The sequence below is a fragment of the Labrenzia sp. THAF82 genome (genome assembly GCF_009363435.1).
Lineage (GTDB): Bacteria > Pseudomonadota > Alphaproteobacteria > Rhizobiales > Stappiaceae > Roseibium > Roseibium porphyridii.
Genome location: NZ_CP045354.1, coordinates 2,468,650 through 2,483,841 on the forward strand (window position 1 = coordinate 2,468,650; position 15,192 = coordinate 2,483,841).

Annotated in this window: 19 protein-coding genes; 8 read left to right on the plus strand and 11 right to left on the minus strand. The window is 53.4% G+C overall.

Annotated elements, in window-relative coordinates; all coding sequences use genetic code 11:
• Nucleotides 1-6 precede the first annotated feature (6 nt).
• Nucleotides 7-1,077, minus strand: a complete 1,071-nt coding sequence (locus FIV00_RS11605; protein WP_152500897.1) for a M48 family metallopeptidase — start codon at nt 1,075-1,077, stop codon at nt 7-9.
• Nucleotides 1,078-1,280: 203 nt separating this feature from the next.
• A complete protein-coding gene (locus FIV00_RS11610; RefSeq protein ID WP_152500898.1) occupies nt 1,281-2,369 on the minus strand; it encodes a YjgN family protein in 1,089 nt (362 codons plus the stop codon).
• Between the two features lie 378 nt (nt 2,370-2,747).
• Here FIV00_RS11610 and FIV00_RS11615 point away from each other — a divergent pair, with 378 nt between their 5' ends.
• From FIV00_RS11615 to FIV00_RS11625, 3 genes are all read left to right on the plus strand, one after another.
• Nucleotides 2,748-3,572 carry a rhodanese-related sulfurtransferase gene (locus tag FIV00_RS11615; protein WP_152500899.1) on the plus strand — a complete coding sequence of 275 codons (825 nt, stop codon included), beginning with the start codon at nt 2,748-2,750 and terminating at the stop codon, nt 3,570-3,572.
• A 126-nt stretch (nt 3,573-3,698) separates the two neighbouring features.
• On the plus strand, nt 3,699-4,286 hold the full coding sequence (locus FIV00_RS11620; protein WP_152500900.1) for a hypothetical protein: 588 nt from the start codon (nt 3,699-3,701) through the stop codon (nt 4,284-4,286).
• A 40-nt stretch (nt 4,287-4,326) separates the two neighbouring features.
• On the plus strand, nt 4,327-4,551 hold the full coding sequence (locus FIV00_RS11625) for a hypothetical protein (RefSeq protein WP_152500901.1): 225 nt from the start codon (nt 4,327-4,329) through the stop codon (nt 4,549-4,551).
• A gap of 25 nt (nt 4,552-4,576) precedes the next feature.
• Here the strand turns inward: FIV00_RS11625 and FIV00_RS11630 are convergent, their stop codons facing one another.
• On the minus strand, nt 4,577-5,476 hold the full coding sequence (locus tag FIV00_RS11630; protein ID WP_152500902.1) for a LysR family transcriptional regulator: 900 nt from the start codon (nt 5,474-5,476) through the stop codon (nt 4,577-4,579).
• A gap of 107 nt (nt 5,477-5,583) precedes the next feature.
• Here FIV00_RS11630 and FIV00_RS11635 point away from each other — a divergent pair, with 107 nt between their 5' ends.
• A complete protein-coding gene (locus tag FIV00_RS11635; RefSeq protein WP_152500903.1) occupies nt 5,584-6,015 on the plus strand; it encodes a DoxX family protein in 432 nt (143 codons plus the stop codon).
• 38 nt (nt 6,016-6,053) lie between these two features.
• A complete protein-coding gene (locus tag FIV00_RS11640; protein ID WP_152504224.1) occupies nt 6,054-7,052 on the plus strand; it encodes a glutathione S-transferase family protein in 999 nt (332 codons plus the stop codon).
• On the opposite strand, the gene FIV00_RS11645 is transcribed toward FIV00_RS11640, so the two are convergent.
• Nucleotides 7,041-7,931: an SMP-30/gluconolactonase/LRE family protein gene (locus FIV00_RS11645; protein ID WP_173006237.1), complete on the minus strand. Its 891-nt coding sequence runs from the start codon at nt 7,929-7,931 to the stop codon at nt 7,041-7,043. The genes FIV00_RS11640 and FIV00_RS11645 overlap by 12 nt on opposite strands.
• A gap of 209 nt (nt 7,932-8,140) precedes the next feature.
• Nucleotides 8,141-8,608, minus strand: coding sequence for an Lrp/AsnC family transcriptional regulator (locus FIV00_RS11650; RefSeq protein ID WP_152500905.1), 468 nt, complete (start codon nt 8,606-8,608; stop codon nt 8,141-8,143).
• A 182-nt stretch (nt 8,609-8,790) separates the two neighbouring features.
• On the opposite strand from FIV00_RS11650, the gene ald reads away from it, so the two are divergent.
• Entirely contained in the window at nt 8,791-9,930 is a 1,140-nt protein-coding gene (ald, locus tag FIV00_RS11655; RefSeq protein WP_152500906.1) for an alanine dehydrogenase, read from the plus strand.
• Nucleotides 9,931-10,073: 143 nt separating this feature from the next.
• Here ald and FIV00_RS11660 read toward each other — a convergent pair whose 3' ends face one another.
• Nucleotides 10,074-10,328, minus strand: coding sequence for a hypothetical protein (locus FIV00_RS11660; protein WP_152500907.1), 255 nt, complete (start codon nt 10,326-10,328; stop codon nt 10,074-10,076).
• Between the two features lie 346 nt (nt 10,329-10,674).
• On the opposite strand from FIV00_RS11660, the gene FIV00_RS11665 reads away from it, so the two are divergent.
• The gene (locus tag FIV00_RS11665) at nt 10,675-11,598 is read left to right on the plus strand and encodes a hypothetical protein (protein ID WP_247649379.1); all 924 of its coding nucleotides are present in this window, start codon (nt 10,675-10,677) and stop codon (nt 11,596-11,598) included.
• A 66-nt stretch (nt 11,599-11,664) separates the two neighbouring features.
• On the opposite strand, the gene FIV00_RS11670 is transcribed toward FIV00_RS11665, so the two are convergent.
• On the minus strand, nt 11,665-11,877 hold the full coding sequence (locus tag FIV00_RS11670; protein ID WP_152500909.1) for a hypothetical protein: 213 nt from the start codon (nt 11,875-11,877) through the stop codon (nt 11,665-11,667).
• An 83-nt stretch (nt 11,878-11,960) separates the two neighbouring features.
• On the opposite strand from FIV00_RS11670, the gene FIV00_RS11675 reads away from it, so the two are divergent.
• Nucleotides 11,961-12,497, plus strand: a complete 537-nt coding sequence (locus FIV00_RS11675) for a hypothetical protein (protein ID WP_152500910.1) — start codon at nt 11,961-11,963, stop codon at nt 12,495-12,497.
• A 217-nt stretch (nt 12,498-12,714) separates the two neighbouring features.
• Here the strand turns inward: FIV00_RS11675 and FIV00_RS11680 are convergent, their stop codons facing one another.
• From FIV00_RS11680 to FIV00_RS11695, 4 genes are all read right to left on the minus strand, one after another.
• Nucleotides 12,715-13,446 (minus strand): DNA alkylation repair protein, encoded by a 732-nt coding sequence (locus tag FIV00_RS11680; RefSeq protein ID WP_152500911.1) that lies wholly within the window; start codon nt 13,444-13,446, stop codon nt 12,715-12,717.
• A 603-nt stretch (nt 13,447-14,049) separates the two neighbouring features.
• On the minus strand, nt 14,050-14,322 hold the full coding sequence (locus FIV00_RS11685) for a hypothetical protein (RefSeq protein WP_152500912.1): 273 nt from the start codon (nt 14,320-14,322) through the stop codon (nt 14,050-14,052).
• Between the two features lie 98 nt (nt 14,323-14,420).
• Complete coding sequence (locus FIV00_RS11690; protein WP_152504225.1) at nt 14,421-14,690, minus strand: bacteriocin; 270 nt, start codon at nt 14,688-14,690, stop codon at nt 14,421-14,423.
• Nucleotides 14,691-14,741: 51 nt separating this feature from the next.
• Entirely contained in the window at nt 14,742-15,011 is a 270-nt protein-coding gene (locus FIV00_RS11695; protein WP_152500913.1) for a glycine zipper domain-containing protein, read from the minus strand.
• Nucleotides 15,012-15,192 lie beyond the last annotated feature (181 nt).

Consider the following 15,192-nt stretch of genomic DNA (forward strand, 5'->3'; position numbering starts at 1 on the left):
GGCAGATCAGTTTTGAGCCTGTTTCTCAATCAGTGTCTTGATGGCGGCTTTGCGGTCAATCATCCCTGGATGAGTGGAAAGAATATCGGTTCTTTCGCAGGATTCTCCGCAATCGGCGAGGACCTTGTCCAGGAGGCGCGTAACCGCGAGTGGGTCCCTACCTGATTTCAGCATCAATTCAACGCTGACCCGGTCCGCATCGTGTTCGAACTCACGTGAATAGGCTCTGGATTGCAGGATGCCCGCCTGAGCGACCAATTCATCCAACAGCTGACCGTCATCGCCTGTGACTGCGCCGATCAGCAGGTAAAACCCGGCAACTCGATAAATCTGCTGGAGAGAATGTTTTTCGGTCACGTGACCGATTTCGTGGGCAAGCACACCGGCCACTTCATCGAGTGTTTCGCTGAATGTGATCAGCTCATCGGTCACGACGATGGTTCCGCCCGGGAGTGCGAATGCATTGGCGCCAAAGATGCCGCCTTTGCGAAACTCCAGATTCATGCTGTCCGGTTCCAATTCCGCGGTTTGCAGCAGTTCCTCGAAAACAGTCTGATACTTTTGTCTTTCACTGTCCGGCAATTCGGACGCAGAAAAGACTGATCTGTCGAGAGATTGCAAAGTGCCGTAGTCGAGGATGTCGGAATAAACAGTCGGAGTGACATGAGCCGCAGCATAGGCGGCCAGGGGCAAGCCCCAGCGATAGGCACCAAAAACAACGACGAGACACAGAATGAAGGAAGCTGCAGCCCATTTGAGCGAGCCTTCGAAACGGTTCAGTTGATCGACGAAACCGCCCTTGTGACCGAACAGCTCGTCAATGCCGACGTCGTCCCCGGTTTCGAACACGGCTCCACCAGCGAAATAAACCTTCCTGGAAAGTCCATGAAGCTTGTCGCTGACACGGTCAAGCTCAAGCATTCTCGCGCTGGGCTGACCGTCGATGTCGACAAGGATCAGTTCTCCGGTTCTCTTGATCTTTGCAGGGAGGCTTTTTGCCTCGCCACTTTCGAAAAACTTGCCGTTTACGGTCTGCATGATGGTTCGGTTGCCGGCTTGGTTCGGGTCCGGGTTCATAAAATCATACCTTTGAGCGCCAAGCAGGCGCAGATCTGCGCGGGAATACCCGCGGAGCTGTGATTTTGCATTGCAATTCTTTCCTGGTCGACCTGAATGCTCGTTTATATGGGCCAGACCCTTTAGAACAATCTGCTTTCATGCGCATTCGCATGAAAGCAGATTTCGGGTTCAGTACCAGTGCGGCAATTGCTCCCTTTGCTCTAAAGGCCGAACTCAATGCCTTCCATGGCGGTGAACTCGGCAGCTGCCGCAGAACCTTCCTGAATGTTGTCACCGACAAATGTGTCCAGTGGCTCCAGCGATTTCAACTGCGTCTGGTCGGCAAAATAGCGCCAGGTACGCACTGCAGCCCAGGGACGCATCAGACCCAGTGTAAACAGGATGACAACGAGATTGGACAGCAGGATCCAGAGGTAACGTCGACGGCTGAGGCTTGAGTGCAGCCGGTGCCGGTTTTCGTTCAGTGTCGTGCTGTTGAAGGCGATGTTGCGGACGCCGGCAGCATAAAAAATGAAGGCGAGAACCGGTGCTGTATAGATCAACACGCCGAACAAAAGGAAGCTGAAGGCAAAACCGGTGGGAACAGCGTCATCACTTTCAAAGGCCGTTCCGATGCCGGAAAAATCGATGCCCGAGAGCAGCGCAACCGCAACGGAAATGATCCCGATGACAATGAAACCAAGGAACATGACAAGGATGGTCATACCCCAGTTGGCATAAAGGTCGCCGAGGTTTGGATCTGTCTTGAACGAGGAGTTTCCATAACGCAGTCGATTGCCGATATAGGCGTTGTGCATGCGTGAGGCCACAGGCGCCAGAACGCCGGCTGTAAACACTGCCACCATCGGCATGACGAGGAAAACAAGAAAGGCTTTCCAGTAAGAAGGTTCAAAATTGAAGCGCAGGTTCCGGTAGCTGGTAACGCGTGCATTGAACCTGATGGACCGGTTGAACAACCAGGGAACGAAGCCGAGATAGATCAGGATAAGAATACCGGCCAGGGCAGGGGATATGAACGCTAGCGCCTGATAGATTACCAGCGCGATGATGACGATGATGCGGCCGATCAGAATGTTGATCGGTCGGGCGTGATACTCGAAATTGTGGCCATCAAGAACCGTGTTTCCGTAAAAGTAGCGCTGATGCCGAACTTTGGCCCAGGCGCTGTAAATGCCGAGAGTGACAATCGTGAGCAGCAGATTGACGATCCAGATGCCGAAATACTCGCCCGCCCGGCCGTTGAATTGAAACGGATGGGTGACAGGCGTTGGTTGGGGGGTCGTGTCCATGTCATTGGCCTATTTGAATAGAGAAACCTGAATGCTGAATAATATGCCTTAGCGAGAATGGGCATTAGCACGGAATGATTTTCTGGTGTGTGATCTGGATACCAGAATGGTCTGATTAATGGAGTTCAGACCTGAGTACAATCATACGTTTCAGCATGGTTAAGGACACCGGCCCCGAAACCGGTTGCCGTTCCGTCGAACCTGGTATGTCGCGGATTGGATATGATTGGAGCGGGCGAATGCAGGCGGCCTGGAGATCCGCGATACTGCGGACTTTGCAGACTGGCTGTCGAGCCTGTATAGAGAGTGCGAAATGCGTAGCAGCCGCCAGATTTTCTTGCGCTGTACCAGGCACATTCAACAAAAAGAAAAAGCCCGATGAACGATTTCCTCGTTGCTGCACTCTATTCGTTTACACCGCTCGAAGATTTCGAAGCGCTGCGTGATCCCCTGAAAGCCTTTTGTGTGGCGCAGGATGTGCGCGGCAGCCTTTTGCTGGCATCTGAAGGCATCAACGGCACAATCTGCGGTCCGGAAAAAGGCGTGCGTGCGGTTCTCTCTCACTTGCGCGCGGATCCGCGTTTGAAAGATCTGCATCACAAAGAATCCTGGACTGACCGTCACGTGTTCAAGCGCATGAAAGTGCGCTTGAAACAGGAGATCGTGCGTCTGGCTGTTGACGGTATCGATCCGAATGAGATCGTCGGGGAATATGTGAAACCCCAAGACTGGAACGACCTGATCTCCGATCCGGATGTTGTCGTGATCGACACGCGCAACGACTATGAATTCGCCTTTGGCACTTTTGAAAAGGCGCTGAACCCGGAAACGCAATCATTTCGAGAGTTCCCGGCTTGGGTGGGAGACCAGGAAGCCTTGCAGAAGAAGCCCAAGGTGGCGATGTTCTGCACTGGCGGTATCCGCTGTGAAAAAGCAACTGCTTGGATGCTGAAAAACGGATTTGACCAAGTCTATCATCTTGAAGGCGGTATCCTGAACTACCTTGAAAGCGTTCCGGAAGAAAACAGTCTCTGGAAAGGTGAATGCTTCGTTTTCGATGACAGGGTTTCGGTGGACCACCAGTTGCAACCGCGCTGGGGCGAGTGGGTGCCGGAAGAAGCCAAACACATAATCAATGAAGACACGGACTACGAAAAAGGTGTCCGGAGCGACGAGGCCCAGACCGCGCAGACGAAGGTCTGACGGGGGTCAGTCCCGAATTGGCACGAAACGCGTTAACGATTGTTAACTTTTTCGCTTTAACCCATTGATCAACTTCCCTAAAGTCAAAGGGCAGAGCCGTTTCTGCACCAGACTGGGGGAAGTATTATGCGTCGCAGGTTCTGGAGCGCGGTTGCCGCGCTGGTGATTGGTCCATTGATGGGGTCAGCTGCATTTGCTGGCGGCCAGGCGCTTTCCTGCTATGAGCAGGCAACCGTGCCAGCTGTCTACAAGACTGTCCATGAGAAGGTTCTGGTTCAGGCCGCGTCCAGCTACGTGGTGAAAAAGCCCGCGGTCTACGGCTATCAGAGCCGGCGGGTTCTGGTGCAGCCTGAGCGTGTGACCTACCGCAAAAGCCCGGCCGTCTATCAGACGCAGCACCGCCAGGTGCAGGTGCAGCCAGCTAGCATTGGCTGGGAATACCGGATGATCAAAGGCCGTAACGTCTTGTGCAAGGTCAAGCATCCGGCCGTTTTCAAAACCGTCAGTCAGAAGGTTCTGGTCCAGCCGGCATCAAAAGTCGCCGTGCGCCATCCAGCCGTCTACAGCTCGGTCAAGGAAAAGGTCTTGATCCAACCGGCCAGGAGCCATGTGGTCCAAAAGCCGGCAGTCTACAGGACAGTCAGTCGTCAGGTGCAGGTTCAACCCGCCAGAACTGTCTGGAAGCCGGTAAGGGTTCGCGGTTGCCGTTATTGAGGCGTCTTGCAATGATCTCTTATCTGTCCGGAGAAGGCCGATGATTTGTACCTTGATAGCCTCGTCCATTCTTTTGAGCGTGGAAGGCGGCTCCATGGCTGTTCTCATACCGGAAAATCAATCTGTGCGGATCTTCAACGAAACAAATGCCAACGGTGAAAACGCCGTTGTGCACCTATTCGGCGAGACCAAGATCCAAGTGCCGGGCGTTACTGCCGAACAAGTCATTGCAGCGCTGAAATCCTGCGGTAAGGAACAGCGCTGACGGGCTCAATTCGATCCTTTGCCAATCACCAGTCGGTGGCGGTTTCGGAGAGTTTGTCGGCCAGAAAATCAACGAAGGCCCGGACTTTCGGAGCCAGGTTGCGTTTGGAGTTATAAAGCGCATAGACGTTGATGTTGAATGCGTTGAAGTCGGACAGTGCGGTTTCCAGCTGACCCTCTCGGCGTTCTCTGGCAATCATATAACCCGGAATGAGCGCGATCCCACTTCCGGCAAGGACGATATCTTTAACCGCTCGGGCGCTGTTGACCGCTAGCGGGCCGTTGACCTGAACGGATCGAATTTCGCGATCTAACTTGAACGGCCAGGAACTGGCGTTTTGAAAGTTTGTGTCGATCACGCATCGATGATGTTCAAGATCAGTTGGATGCGCAGGTTTTCCGTACTTTCTAAAGTAGCCAATTGAAGCGCAAATGTGGATCGGGGCAGGAGCAAGTTTCCTTGCGATTAGCGCAGAATCTGCCAAGTCAGAAATTCTGACTGCCACGTCAAAGCCTTCGTCGACAAGGTCGATATGCCGGTCGGTGAGATTGAGATCGACGGAAATCTCCGGAAACTTTTCGGTAAATGCCGGCATCAGCGGAGCTATGAACATTTCGCCAAATGTTGTCGGTGCTGTCACCGATAAACGGCCACGTGGACTGGCTGCCTGGTTCTGGATCAAGGCCTCCAGTTCCTCAACATCTTCCAGGATCTGCCCGCACCGCCCATGGAAGAGGTGACCGGCTTCAGTAAGACTGAGGCTTCTGGTCGTCCGGTTCAAAAGACGGGTTCCCAGATGTGCCTCAAGCGCCTGTACCTTTTTGCTCGTCAGAGTTTTCGACAAGTTCAGTCTGTCGCCCGCCTTGGTGAAGGACCCAGTTTCAACAACAGCCGAGAAGGCCCGCATGCAGTCGATAAGATTCATATTGTATACTTTTTTGATACTATAAGTTTCTTTTTTGCATATTTATCGCATATTCTTCTTCAATTAAGTCTCTGAAGCAACCTAAATCAGACTTCAGGGAATTCACGATGATTGATACCAGGACCGCTCCTTATGCCGCGCTTATGTTGCGTGTTTCATTGGGACTTCTTTTCCTAGCCCATGCCGGGCTCAAGTTTTTCGTCTTTACGCCCGCCGGTGCGGTCGGGTTCTTTCAGTCACTGGGGCTTCCAGCGGCCCTGGCCTACGTGACAATTCTGGCTGAGGTGATCGGTGCGCTGCTCCTGATTAGCGGATTGTTTGCCCGCTATGTGAGCCTTGCGCTTTTGCCGATCCTCATTGGAGCAATAGTCTTTGTTCATGCGCAAAATGGTTGGCTGTTTTCCAATGAGAACGGCGGCTGGGAGTTCCCTGCATTCTGGGCGCTGGCGCTGATCGTTCAGTCTCTGCTTGGAAGTGGGGCGTATGCGCTCTCCCTTGAGGGCGGAAGAGTAACACTGCAACAGGTGCCGGTGGCCTGATCACAGGCTCCCTTCAATGCTTATAGAAAGGCGAAATGATGCTTGTTGATGGGAAATGGAGTGCCGACTGGCACCCTTATCAAAAAAACGATGACAAGGGACGGTTCGTTCGTCAAACGTCCAGTTTCAGGTCGTGGATTACGCCGGATGGGGCTGCCGGACCGGATGGGCAGATTGCGCACAAGGCGGTTGCCGGCCGTTATCATCTCTTTGTCAATTACATTTGCCCCTGGGCAGGACGCACCCTCATTGCCCGCAAGCTCAAAAAACTTGAAGACATCATCTCAGTGTCTGTTCTGGAACCTGTGATGACCCGACAAGGCTGGAGCTTTGGCGACTTTCCAGGATCGACGGGTGCGGACACGGAGATCGGGGCAAAATACATGCACGAGCTCTATTCAATGTCCGACCCAGGATATAGTGGACGGGCTTCAGTTCCCGTGCTTTGGGACAGGGCAAGACAGACGATTGTCAACAACGAGTCGGCCGACATCATCCGGATATTCGACACCGGTTTTGAAAATCTGACCGGAGAAAAACCAACTCTGACACCTGCCGGAAAGAAGTCAGAGATTCAGGCACTCAACGAGCTTCTCTATGACACACTCAACAATGGGGTCTATCGGGCAGGCTTTGCGAGAAGCCAGGTTGCTTATGAAGAAGCGGTCAAAACCATTTTCGCAACGCTCGACATGCTCGAGACGCAACTGTCCGACGGGCGTGCGTATCTGACTGGAGAGGATATCGTTGAAAGTGATATCCGGCTTTTTGTGACACTGGTTCGCTTTGACGCAGCTTATGTCGATCTCTTCAAATGCAACTTGAAGGCCATTCGCGAGTATCCCGCTTTAAGCGCTTATCTTGAGCGGCTCTACAATCAGCCGGCATTTGGAGACAACACGCGAATTGATCACATCAAGGCGGGCTACTACTCAATCGAAGCCCTTAATCCCGCAGGTCTTGTTCCACTCGGACCGACATTGCCCTTTCTCGATGAAGGTTCGGTGGAACCGACACCTCACCGGTCAGCGGCCTGAGGTTTTAAAGCGATAGGTTATCCGACCCGATTTGCCATGACCCTCGACGAGAAACAGGCCACCGGAGAGTGTGTCAGGCTCAATCGCGGTCGGGTCTGACGGTTGCTTGATGCTGGTCACGACCAGATGATCCAGATCCGGGCCACAGAAGCAGGGCATGGTCGGCTTCTCGACAGGCATCTTGATCGCCTGCAAGAGATTGCCGTCAGGTGCAAAGCAATTCAGAACACCTGCCGAAACACCTGCGCTCCAATAGTTGCCGTCAGCGTCGACAGTGGCCCCGTCCGGGCGTCCGGTTTCATTTGTCTGCTGCGCAAAGAGCATCTTTGATCCGAGCGTGCCTGCCACAGGATCGAAAGAATAATATTCAATCCAGCCAGGAGAGGTGTCGGAATGGAACATATACGTGCCGTCAGGTGTCCAGGCGAGGCCATTGGAACATAACAGTTCGTCACGAATTTCCGCGGCTTCTCCGGAGGCATCCACCCGGTAAAGACCAGCAATCGGATCACGCGGCGAGTTGGTGTCCATGGTTCCGACCCAAAACGCTCCGTCCGGGCCGACTTTTCCATCATTCAAACGTGTGCGCGGCTGATCGGGTTGGATCTCTACCAGCACTTCGCTGTCGCCGCTCTCCGGATCGAACAGCAGCACCTTGTCCCAGACAGCGACGATCAGCCGTTCGTCCTCGGTCAGGCCAAAGGACCCGACCTCATTGTCGAAATGCCAGGTGGTGATGTCACGGCTTTCCCAATCCATGGACTGGATCGTTCGGCCCTGGATATCGGCCCAGAGAAGGCGGTTTTTTCTGTCATCCCAGGTAGGGCATTCGGCAAGCTGGTAGGTCGTGTCGATAAAACGGGTGATCGTGTGAGACACCGGCGCGGGTTCCTTGAAAAACCAAGTCTTTGAATGGAGGCGGACTATAGCGGGCAGGGCTCGCGGCGTCGAGACTTCAAAGGGGCGGCTGTCAGAGGCTGTTGCGAGGGAGGAAACGGTCATTACGAGCACGATGTTGACCGCCAATACCAATGAAAAATGCTGCGTATCATCCTGCAAAACAGAAAGATAAATGCTTGTTTCAAGGCCTATTCGCCGTTGAGTGGTATCGCTGTGCGCCGGACGATCGGACGGATCGCGAATGATGATTTCATGCGCAGAACCCCCGGTAATTGGGCCAGATGATCCCGATGTATCCTCTCAAAATCCATTGGGTCATGTGCCGTCAGGCGCAGGATATAGTCCGCATCTCCGGCCATTAGGAAGCACTCCATGATTTCTTCGGAACGAGCGACCGCGCGCTCGAAGTTCTCAAGGGTCTCCTTGGACTGTCCGACAAGCGAAATTTCGACAAAAACATCCATGTGTCTGCCGAGTTTCTTCTGATTGAGGAGGGCGACGTATCTTTCGATGATCCCGACGTCTTCCAGGGTCCGCATCCGGCGCAGGCATGCTGAAGGAGAAAGCCCGACCTTGTCGGCAAGGTCTGCATTGGCGATGCGCCCTTCGCTTTGAAGCACATTCAGGATTTTCCGGTCGAGACGGTCGAGTTGCATTATGTTGCACCGCATATATTGCTGTCATGTAATATCAACTTAGCAGGAAATTTGAAGATTGGGATAATTTGCGCACAAATATTGTGTCGCATGTCATTTTAAGAACAGTGAACGCAAGCACATTCGACAAGAAGGCGCGTAGAATTGAAGGCAATCAAAGAACGCTTTCAGAGGAGATGGAAATGCGTATTGGTGTGCCAAAGGAAATCAAAAATCACGAATACCGGGTCGGTCTGACACCCGACAGCGTTCTTGAAATGACTGCACATGGTCATGAGGTCGTTGTCGAAACGAAGGCTGGTGTCGGGATCGGCGCGAGCGACGCCGACTATGAAGCTGCTGGTGCAAAGATATTGTCGACGGCGAAAGAGGTTTTCGATGCAGCTCAGATGATTGTGAAAGTGAAGGAACCGCAGGCAGGCGAGCGTGCAATGCTGCGGCCGGATCATATTCTCTTCACATATCTGCACCTGGCTCCGGATGCCGAACAGACAGCAGATCTGGTGAAGTCCGGCGCAACCTGCATTGCCTATGAGACCGTAACCGATGCTCGTGGTCGTCTGCCGCTTCTGGTTCCGATGTCTCAGGTTGCTGGTCGCCTTTCGGTGATCGCCGGTGCCAAGGCGCTTGAAAAAGCACATGGCGGCTCCGGTACGCTGATCGGTGGAGTTCCCGGTGTTGAGCCTGCGAAGGTCGTCGTGATCGGCGGCGGTGTTGTGGGCGCTCATGCCATTACCATGGCCATTGGACTTGGTGCCGATGTGACCGTGCTTGATCGCAATACGGCGGTTCTTGGTGAACTTGCTCTCTCATTCGGCCCGGCACTCAAGACAGTTTATTCCAGCAGGGCGGCGCTTGAGAGCCAGGTGCTGGAAGCTGATCTTGTTGTTGGTGCGGTTCTGGTTGCCGGAGCGGCAGCTCCGAAGCTTGTGTCGAAGGATCTTGTCAGCCGCATGAAGCCGGGTTCGGTGCTGGTAGACGTTGCCATCGACCAGGGTGGCTGCTTTGAAACATCGCGCGCAACAACCCATTCAGATCCGACCTACATCATAGACGATGTTGTTCATTACTGTGTTGCTAACATGCCGGGCGCAGTGCCGAAGACCTCGACCTATGCCCTGAACAACGCAACGCTTCCTTTCGCGCTTGCACTTGCTGACAAGGGTGCGAAGCAGGCCCTGCTCGACGATCCTCACTTCCTGCCGGGTCTGAACGTCATCGGCGGTCAGGTTACCTGTGAAGCTGTCGCGACAGCACTTGGATATGACTATGTCGATCCGAAAGTCGCGTTGGAACAGGGTGGTGCCAGCCAGGCTGCCTGATCCAACACAGGCAAACCTTAGAAAGCCGGCTTTTCATGCCGGCTTTTTTTGTTGGTCCAGTCATTGCCAAGGAGCGGATGGGCAAGCAGACAATGCGGCTGGGGTCTGAAAGGGCATAACCGATCGCCCAAATCCTTGAGTGACTATTTTGTCGGCTTGAAAATAGTATCGATGGCTTCAAACATGGTGTGGTAGAGGCCGACCTCGTCCTTGGCAAAATCCCCGTGTGGCACGGTCTTCTTGGCCTGATTGAGCAGATCGGACTTGATGGCTTCCAGGTCGATCCCGGCAGTCTCTGCATGTTTTTCAAGTTCCACATGCAGCCGCTTGGCAATACCGGCATAGGCGACAATTGCTGTCACCATGTGGGTCGGTTCCTCCGGTATCTCGATCTTCATGAAGTCTGGGTCCCTTGCGCTGCCATGGGGCGTGCCGATGTGTTGCTTGTCACTCTATACCTTCCGACATCCATGTCTCCGATCAAATCTTTCTGAATGTGACGCGGATCACTTTCATGTATGCCGTCTCGGAGGAGACTGTTTTTGGAAACCAGATATCCCTTGAGCGAACGTGCCGCCGGCACAAAATGCGAGTGAGTGGTTTGCCATGCTGAACTTAAGATCACCGGAACTAAACGCCGTCGCCGCTTTAAGACAGTTGACGAACAGCAATTATCTGAAGCGCGGCCGCAGAGGACCAGAGATTGCGGCCGCACAAAAAGCGTTGGATCGGTTGGGCTATGACATGACCCACTCAGAAAGCGTTCCGGGCGTCTTCGACGGTGTTTTCGGTGGCGGCACTGAATCGACGGTCAAGCTGTTTCAAAACCATCAGCTCATTGTGGATGACGGATTGATTGGTCCGACCACAATCGGACGGGTTGACATCGACCTTGCTTCTCTACCTTTTCCAACAGCCTCTGAGTTGGACGATACGTTCAAGATTATGGGATCGTCACAGCCCGCCAATTTGAAGGAAGGACATATTTGGCGGCCATCCAGCTATGTGCAAGCCGTGCGGGAGCAAATGGAGAGCTTGTTCAAAACCGGAACCGTGCCGCGCGTTGTATTCCACGCCTTTGGTCCAATGCCGAGGAAAATCCGAGTTATTCCCGAAGGGGACCTGGCAAAGGCAGATGCCCGCTTTAAGCCGGCAGGCGCAGGCCAGCCTCCGCGTTTGTTCTTCACGCCGGGAAAATATGTCCCGGGCTCACCATCCTATTTGGGACCGGGTTTCAAGGCGGGAATGACACTCTTGCATGAGATTTTTCATGCAATGCGTGATTCAAACGGAAAATACACGTCCGATCAGGAGGTTGCGGGATTGCATCCAGCAACCCACCCTCCTGGAGCAGAAACTGGCTCTGCAAAGGCGGCTGATCGGAAGTTCTGGTTCAAGAACCGGGGCGAATTTCTTGCCATCACCGTTGTCAACATCTTCAGGTCTGAGCTCAATCAAGAGCCGCTCGGCAACGGAAGGGTCGTCAGATTCCTGCGAAAGGATCATGGTTCTTCATTCGAATTTCAAAAAATGGCCAGCCCTGAACTGTTTCACAAGAACCCTGAGTTTAAGATCCACCTCAATAAGTTGAAAACCGAGCAAAGTGGTCTCTTTTTCCGTCTGGCCAAAGTGGATGCGCCGTTTAACCCGATTAGGGACTTCGGGTGAACGCGACCTTTGGAGCCTGGGTACGAAAAAGTCGCTGTGAATGATCAAGTTCTCTAAGTAATATGGTCACTGCCCGGTCATACTGAGAATTTCAGCTGCCGTCGTCCAAGGGATTTGCCGCTTGCCTTTCCTAACGAGTTCACCTGCCATGGTTTGTCTGTGCTGTGCATCCTGAGCGGTCAGAATCCGGATGATCGTGAGCGGTAATTGCGCCATCAACTCCTTCACCGGTTTTTCCTTGTTCATCTCCATCACGTTCAATGCTCCTGTTGAACGCATAATACTATGTTTTTCCATAGGTTTTTATTTGCCCGGTGCTGACCTACGTTTTGTGGATACTAAATTTTTTTTGGAGAGCATTTATGGCTGATGATCCCTGTTATGGCTTTTGGGATGAGTATTGGAACAAGGAAATCTGCAGTGTAATTTCAAACGCAAATGCACTCGGAGGCGAGTTTGAAAATGCAGCAAAGGACCTTCGAACACTCGCGCGGGCTACGAGCGACATTTACGCAGAGAGCAAGCTGAACGCAGCAGCAGACAGGCTCGACAAGGCAAGCAAGGCGCTGAAGCAGCCCAATAAAATCAATGAAGCATTCAAGGCCTTCAATGCGATCAAGGCATTTCACGAGAACTATAAGAAAATCACTCCTCAGTTGATTGAGAATGATCCTGATGCAGCAGCCGATGCATTTGGAAGAGTGTTGGCAGCAGGGGGAGAGGCATTCGACAAGATGGGTCCACCCTTCAGCATCTACAGCAAATATTTGACTGACGCTGGTGAGCTAATCGATGGCGTGTTGCACGGACTGATGCCTGACAAACGCAAGGGCGCTGCCTGGGAAATGTACCGGAAAGCGATGAACGGCGAACTGAGGGGCGACAAGCATTTGCGGTGACTCACAAGCGCACCGTTGCTCTGGAAACCTTGAAAGATATCAAGAAAGTGGAGCAGGGGGTCTGGTACCCGGCTCTGCCAATGGTGGTAAAGACTGTGAGCTGGCTGACTGCTTTCTCATGCTGCAAATCGCAGTTCGTCGAAAGCTTCGAAAAGTCTCGCTGCCCTTGAGGTCTCGGTGACTTCAGAATGTCTGATCCTATTTCCAAAGGTGACCGTCAGGCGGATTGATCAAAGACGGCCTGGCGTTCTGCACCTTTGATGTCGCGCAGTGCGTAAAGTGTAATTGTACTGCTGATACCGTTCCTTCGCAGGCCGATGACATAGTTTAGCACTTCTTCCTTGTGCCACCGCATAAGATCTCTCAAACACCATCCCACCCCAGTCTGCACGAGGTGTTCTGGATCGTTTATCAACGCGTTACAGTTCGCGAGTGCAACATCCTTGTACAATCCAGACTTTGCCACTTTGCGGGTGAAAGTGACGACGCTTGCTCTCCGGAGCCAAAGGTCATCATCGCCGTTCCACGAAACAAGCAGTTCAAGCAGCTCAGTTTTATGAACCTTCAGCACTTCGCTCAAGAGCGCACCGGTATACGCGTCTATTTTGCTCCAGCCGTGAAGACCTCTGATCAAATCCTCCAATAGGTCGAACCGGTCCGGAGAGAAATAGGCGGGAATACGTTCCAACAGTGCCAGTGCAACAGTCTTCTGCTCACCATATCCGGAAAAAATGAGCCGCTTAGCCAGACAAATCTTCTGGTCATCGTCGAGAATGGAAAAGTCGGTTTTCAGCGCTGAGAGCACGCGTTTCATTTCAGGTGCTCTGACCCCATACCCGAGATAGCGTGGATCCGGTTCGTTCGCGTCCGCTCCATATGGTGAAGCTTCTCCGAGCTTTCTGAGCTTCAAAACCACCCGCTGGTATAGATCATCAATTGGTGTGTTCAATCTATGCCTCCCAGCTGGAAATGACTGTTTGACTTAAGAAACGTGCGAGCAATCTTCCGCATCATCCGAACCACGAACATCGTGACCGACTGCAGTGACATTGAAAGTCACTCTGCCAGCAAACAATAGCTATTTGTAAGGACATATACAGTCCGGTTGATGGCGGTGTTCAAAAGAGCGGGCCCGAGTTGGACGCAGATTGCGCTCGTAGTCCCCCTTATTGAAAGTTGTATTCTCGGTTGTTATTTTCACTCTATGGGGGAATTTTGGGGCTTTAAGGTTGCGTTGCGAAGCCTGCTAAGGCGGTTTGTGTACCGCCTCATCAAACGGGACCTTGAGAAACAAGCTCCCGGGGTGAAAGTCGTTTTGCCCGAAGATGAAATGCAAGGGCCCAGGGAAAAGCAAATGCCCAGGGACGGCGAGAAGCAGACCTTTTCAGAATAGGCCAAACCGCTCGGTTGCCTGTTGCGAATGAAACGTAATGACAGTTCGGCAGGGTATTGTGCGCGAAACACTTCCGCGCGTTGTCTTTGCCGGCTTCGATTGAAACACCGCCACATCAAGCAAATACGCTATTCTGTAAGCCGCGATATCGCTGAAGTCCTACGGACACCGCACTTTGTAAGGCGTTCCATATTCATCATGGGCAATGCAGTTTCGTGGGGTGGTGACGACGCCGACAATGCCGCCGCCTACAGCGCCAAGGGCTGCACCTGCGATCGTCGCGTTGACAGTTGATCCTGCAACCGCACCAATCGTTGCGCCAGTGGCCGCGCCGAGGCCGGCGCCGATCAGCATTCTGTCCCGCTGGCTTTCGGTGTTGGCGCAACCAGCCAAAAGAACGGCGAAAGCTGCCGCAGTTAGGATGGGTTTCATCCGGTTTTGCCCCCTGGCGAAATTCAGTCCGCCAAGGGTGAGGATTTATGGTTAACAGTTTCTTACCAGCCTCGGGTTATCCAAGGCCGGATAGGCTGTTATGGGCAAACAACTCGGTAGGGATTGCCGTAGCGGTCATAAGCGACACAGTTTTTAGGTGTCGTCGCCGCGCCAACAATCGCGCCGCCTGCTGCGCCGATTGCAGCGCCAGCAAGCGCAGGGCCTGCACCGTTACCAGCTGCGGCGCCGATGATCGCGCCAGTTGCCGCGCCAAGACCACCGCCAACAAGCGCACGGTCCCTTTGGCTGTCTGACTGGCAACCTGCCAGAAAGGCTGCCGATGCAGCGATGAGAAGCAGTTTTTTCATCATTTCCTTCCTACCGGTCACATCACCGAAGTGTTGCCTGCGTGGGCCGTCTTACGGGCAAGCCACGCGGTACGGATTACCGTAACGGTCATAGGCAACGCAGTTTTTCGGTGTAGTGGCAGATCCGACAATCGCACCGCCGGCACCACCGATGGCTGCACCTACAAGCGCGCCGCCGACATCACCAGTGGCCGCAGCACCGATGGCGGCACCTGTTGCCGCGCCAAGGCCGCCGCCGACGAGAGCGCGGTCGCGCTGGCTATCAGACTGGCATCCGGCCAGCGCAAGGCCGACTGCGGCGAGCAGTACAAGCTTCTTCATGGAATTCGTCTCCTTTCCGGCCGCACGTGACGGCGTGTCAATTCATTAAAAGTCTGACCGAAGGTAAGCTGCTTTGCCGCTCGGGGCAATCGTTCATTCTTCCAAGCGAATTGCAGCCACCGGGATATCTGATCAGAGTTCTTCAACGATGTGAACCAGATAGCGCCGTTTGGGCGAAAGT

Coding starts and splice junctions, on each gene's coding strand:
- FIV00_RS11605 (WP_152500897.1), bottom strand. CDS start 1,077: ATGAACCCGGACCCGAACCAAGCCGGCAACCGAACCATCATGCAGACC.
- FIV00_RS11610 (WP_152500898.1), bottom strand. CDS start 2,369: ATGGACACGACCCCCCAACCAACGCCTGTCACCCATCCGTTTCAATTC.
- FIV00_RS11615 (WP_152500899.1), top strand. CDS start 2,748: ATGAACGATTTCCTCGTTGCTGCACTCTATTCGTTTACACCGCTCGAA.
- FIV00_RS11620 (WP_152500900.1), top strand. CDS start 3,699: ATGCGTCGCAGGTTCTGGAGCGCGGTTGCCGCGCTGGTGATTGGTCCA.
- FIV00_RS11625 (WP_152500901.1), top strand. CDS start 4,327: ATGATTTGTACCTTGATAGCCTCGTCCATTCTTTTGAGCGTGGAAGGC.
- FIV00_RS11630 (WP_152500902.1), bottom strand. CDS start 5,476: ATGAATCTTATCGACTGCATGCGGGCCTTCTCGGCTGTTGTTGAAACT.
- FIV00_RS11635 (WP_152500903.1), top strand. CDS start 5,584: ATGATTGATACCAGGACCGCTCCTTATGCCGCGCTTATGTTGCGTGTT.
- FIV00_RS11640 (WP_152504224.1), top strand. CDS start 6,054: ATGCTTGTTGATGGGAAATGGAGTGCCGACTGGCACCCTTATCAAAAA.
- FIV00_RS11650 (WP_152500905.1), bottom strand. CDS start 8,608: ATGCAACTCGACCGTCTCGACCGGAAAATCCTGAATGTGCTTCAAAGC.
- ald (WP_152500906.1), top strand. CDS start 8,791: ATGCGTATTGGTGTGCCAAAGGAAATCAAAAATCACGAATACCGGGTC.
- FIV00_RS11660 (WP_152500907.1), bottom strand. CDS start 10,328: ATGAAGATCGAGATACCGGAGGAACCGACCCACATGGTGACAGCAATT.
- FIV00_RS11665 (WP_247649379.1), top strand. CDS start 10,675: ATGACCCACTCAGAAAGCGTTCCGGGCGTCTTCGACGGTGTTTTCGGT.
- FIV00_RS11670 (WP_152500909.1), bottom strand. CDS start 11,877: ATGCGTTCAACAGGAGCATTGAACGTGATGGAGATGAACAAGGAAAAA.
- FIV00_RS11675 (WP_152500910.1), top strand. CDS start 11,961: ATGGCTGATGATCCCTGTTATGGCTTTTGGGATGAGTATTGGAACAAG.
- FIV00_RS11685 (WP_152500912.1), bottom strand. CDS start 14,322: ATGAAACCCATCCTAACTGCGGCAGCTTTCGCCGTTCTTTTGGCTGGT.
- FIV00_RS11690 (WP_152504225.1), bottom strand. CDS start 14,690: ATGAAAAAACTGCTTCTCATCGCTGCATCGGCAGCCTTTCTGGCAGGT.
- FIV00_RS11695 (WP_152500913.1), bottom strand. CDS start 15,011: ATGAAGAAGCTTGTACTGCTCGCCGCAGTCGGCCTTGCGCTGGCCGGA.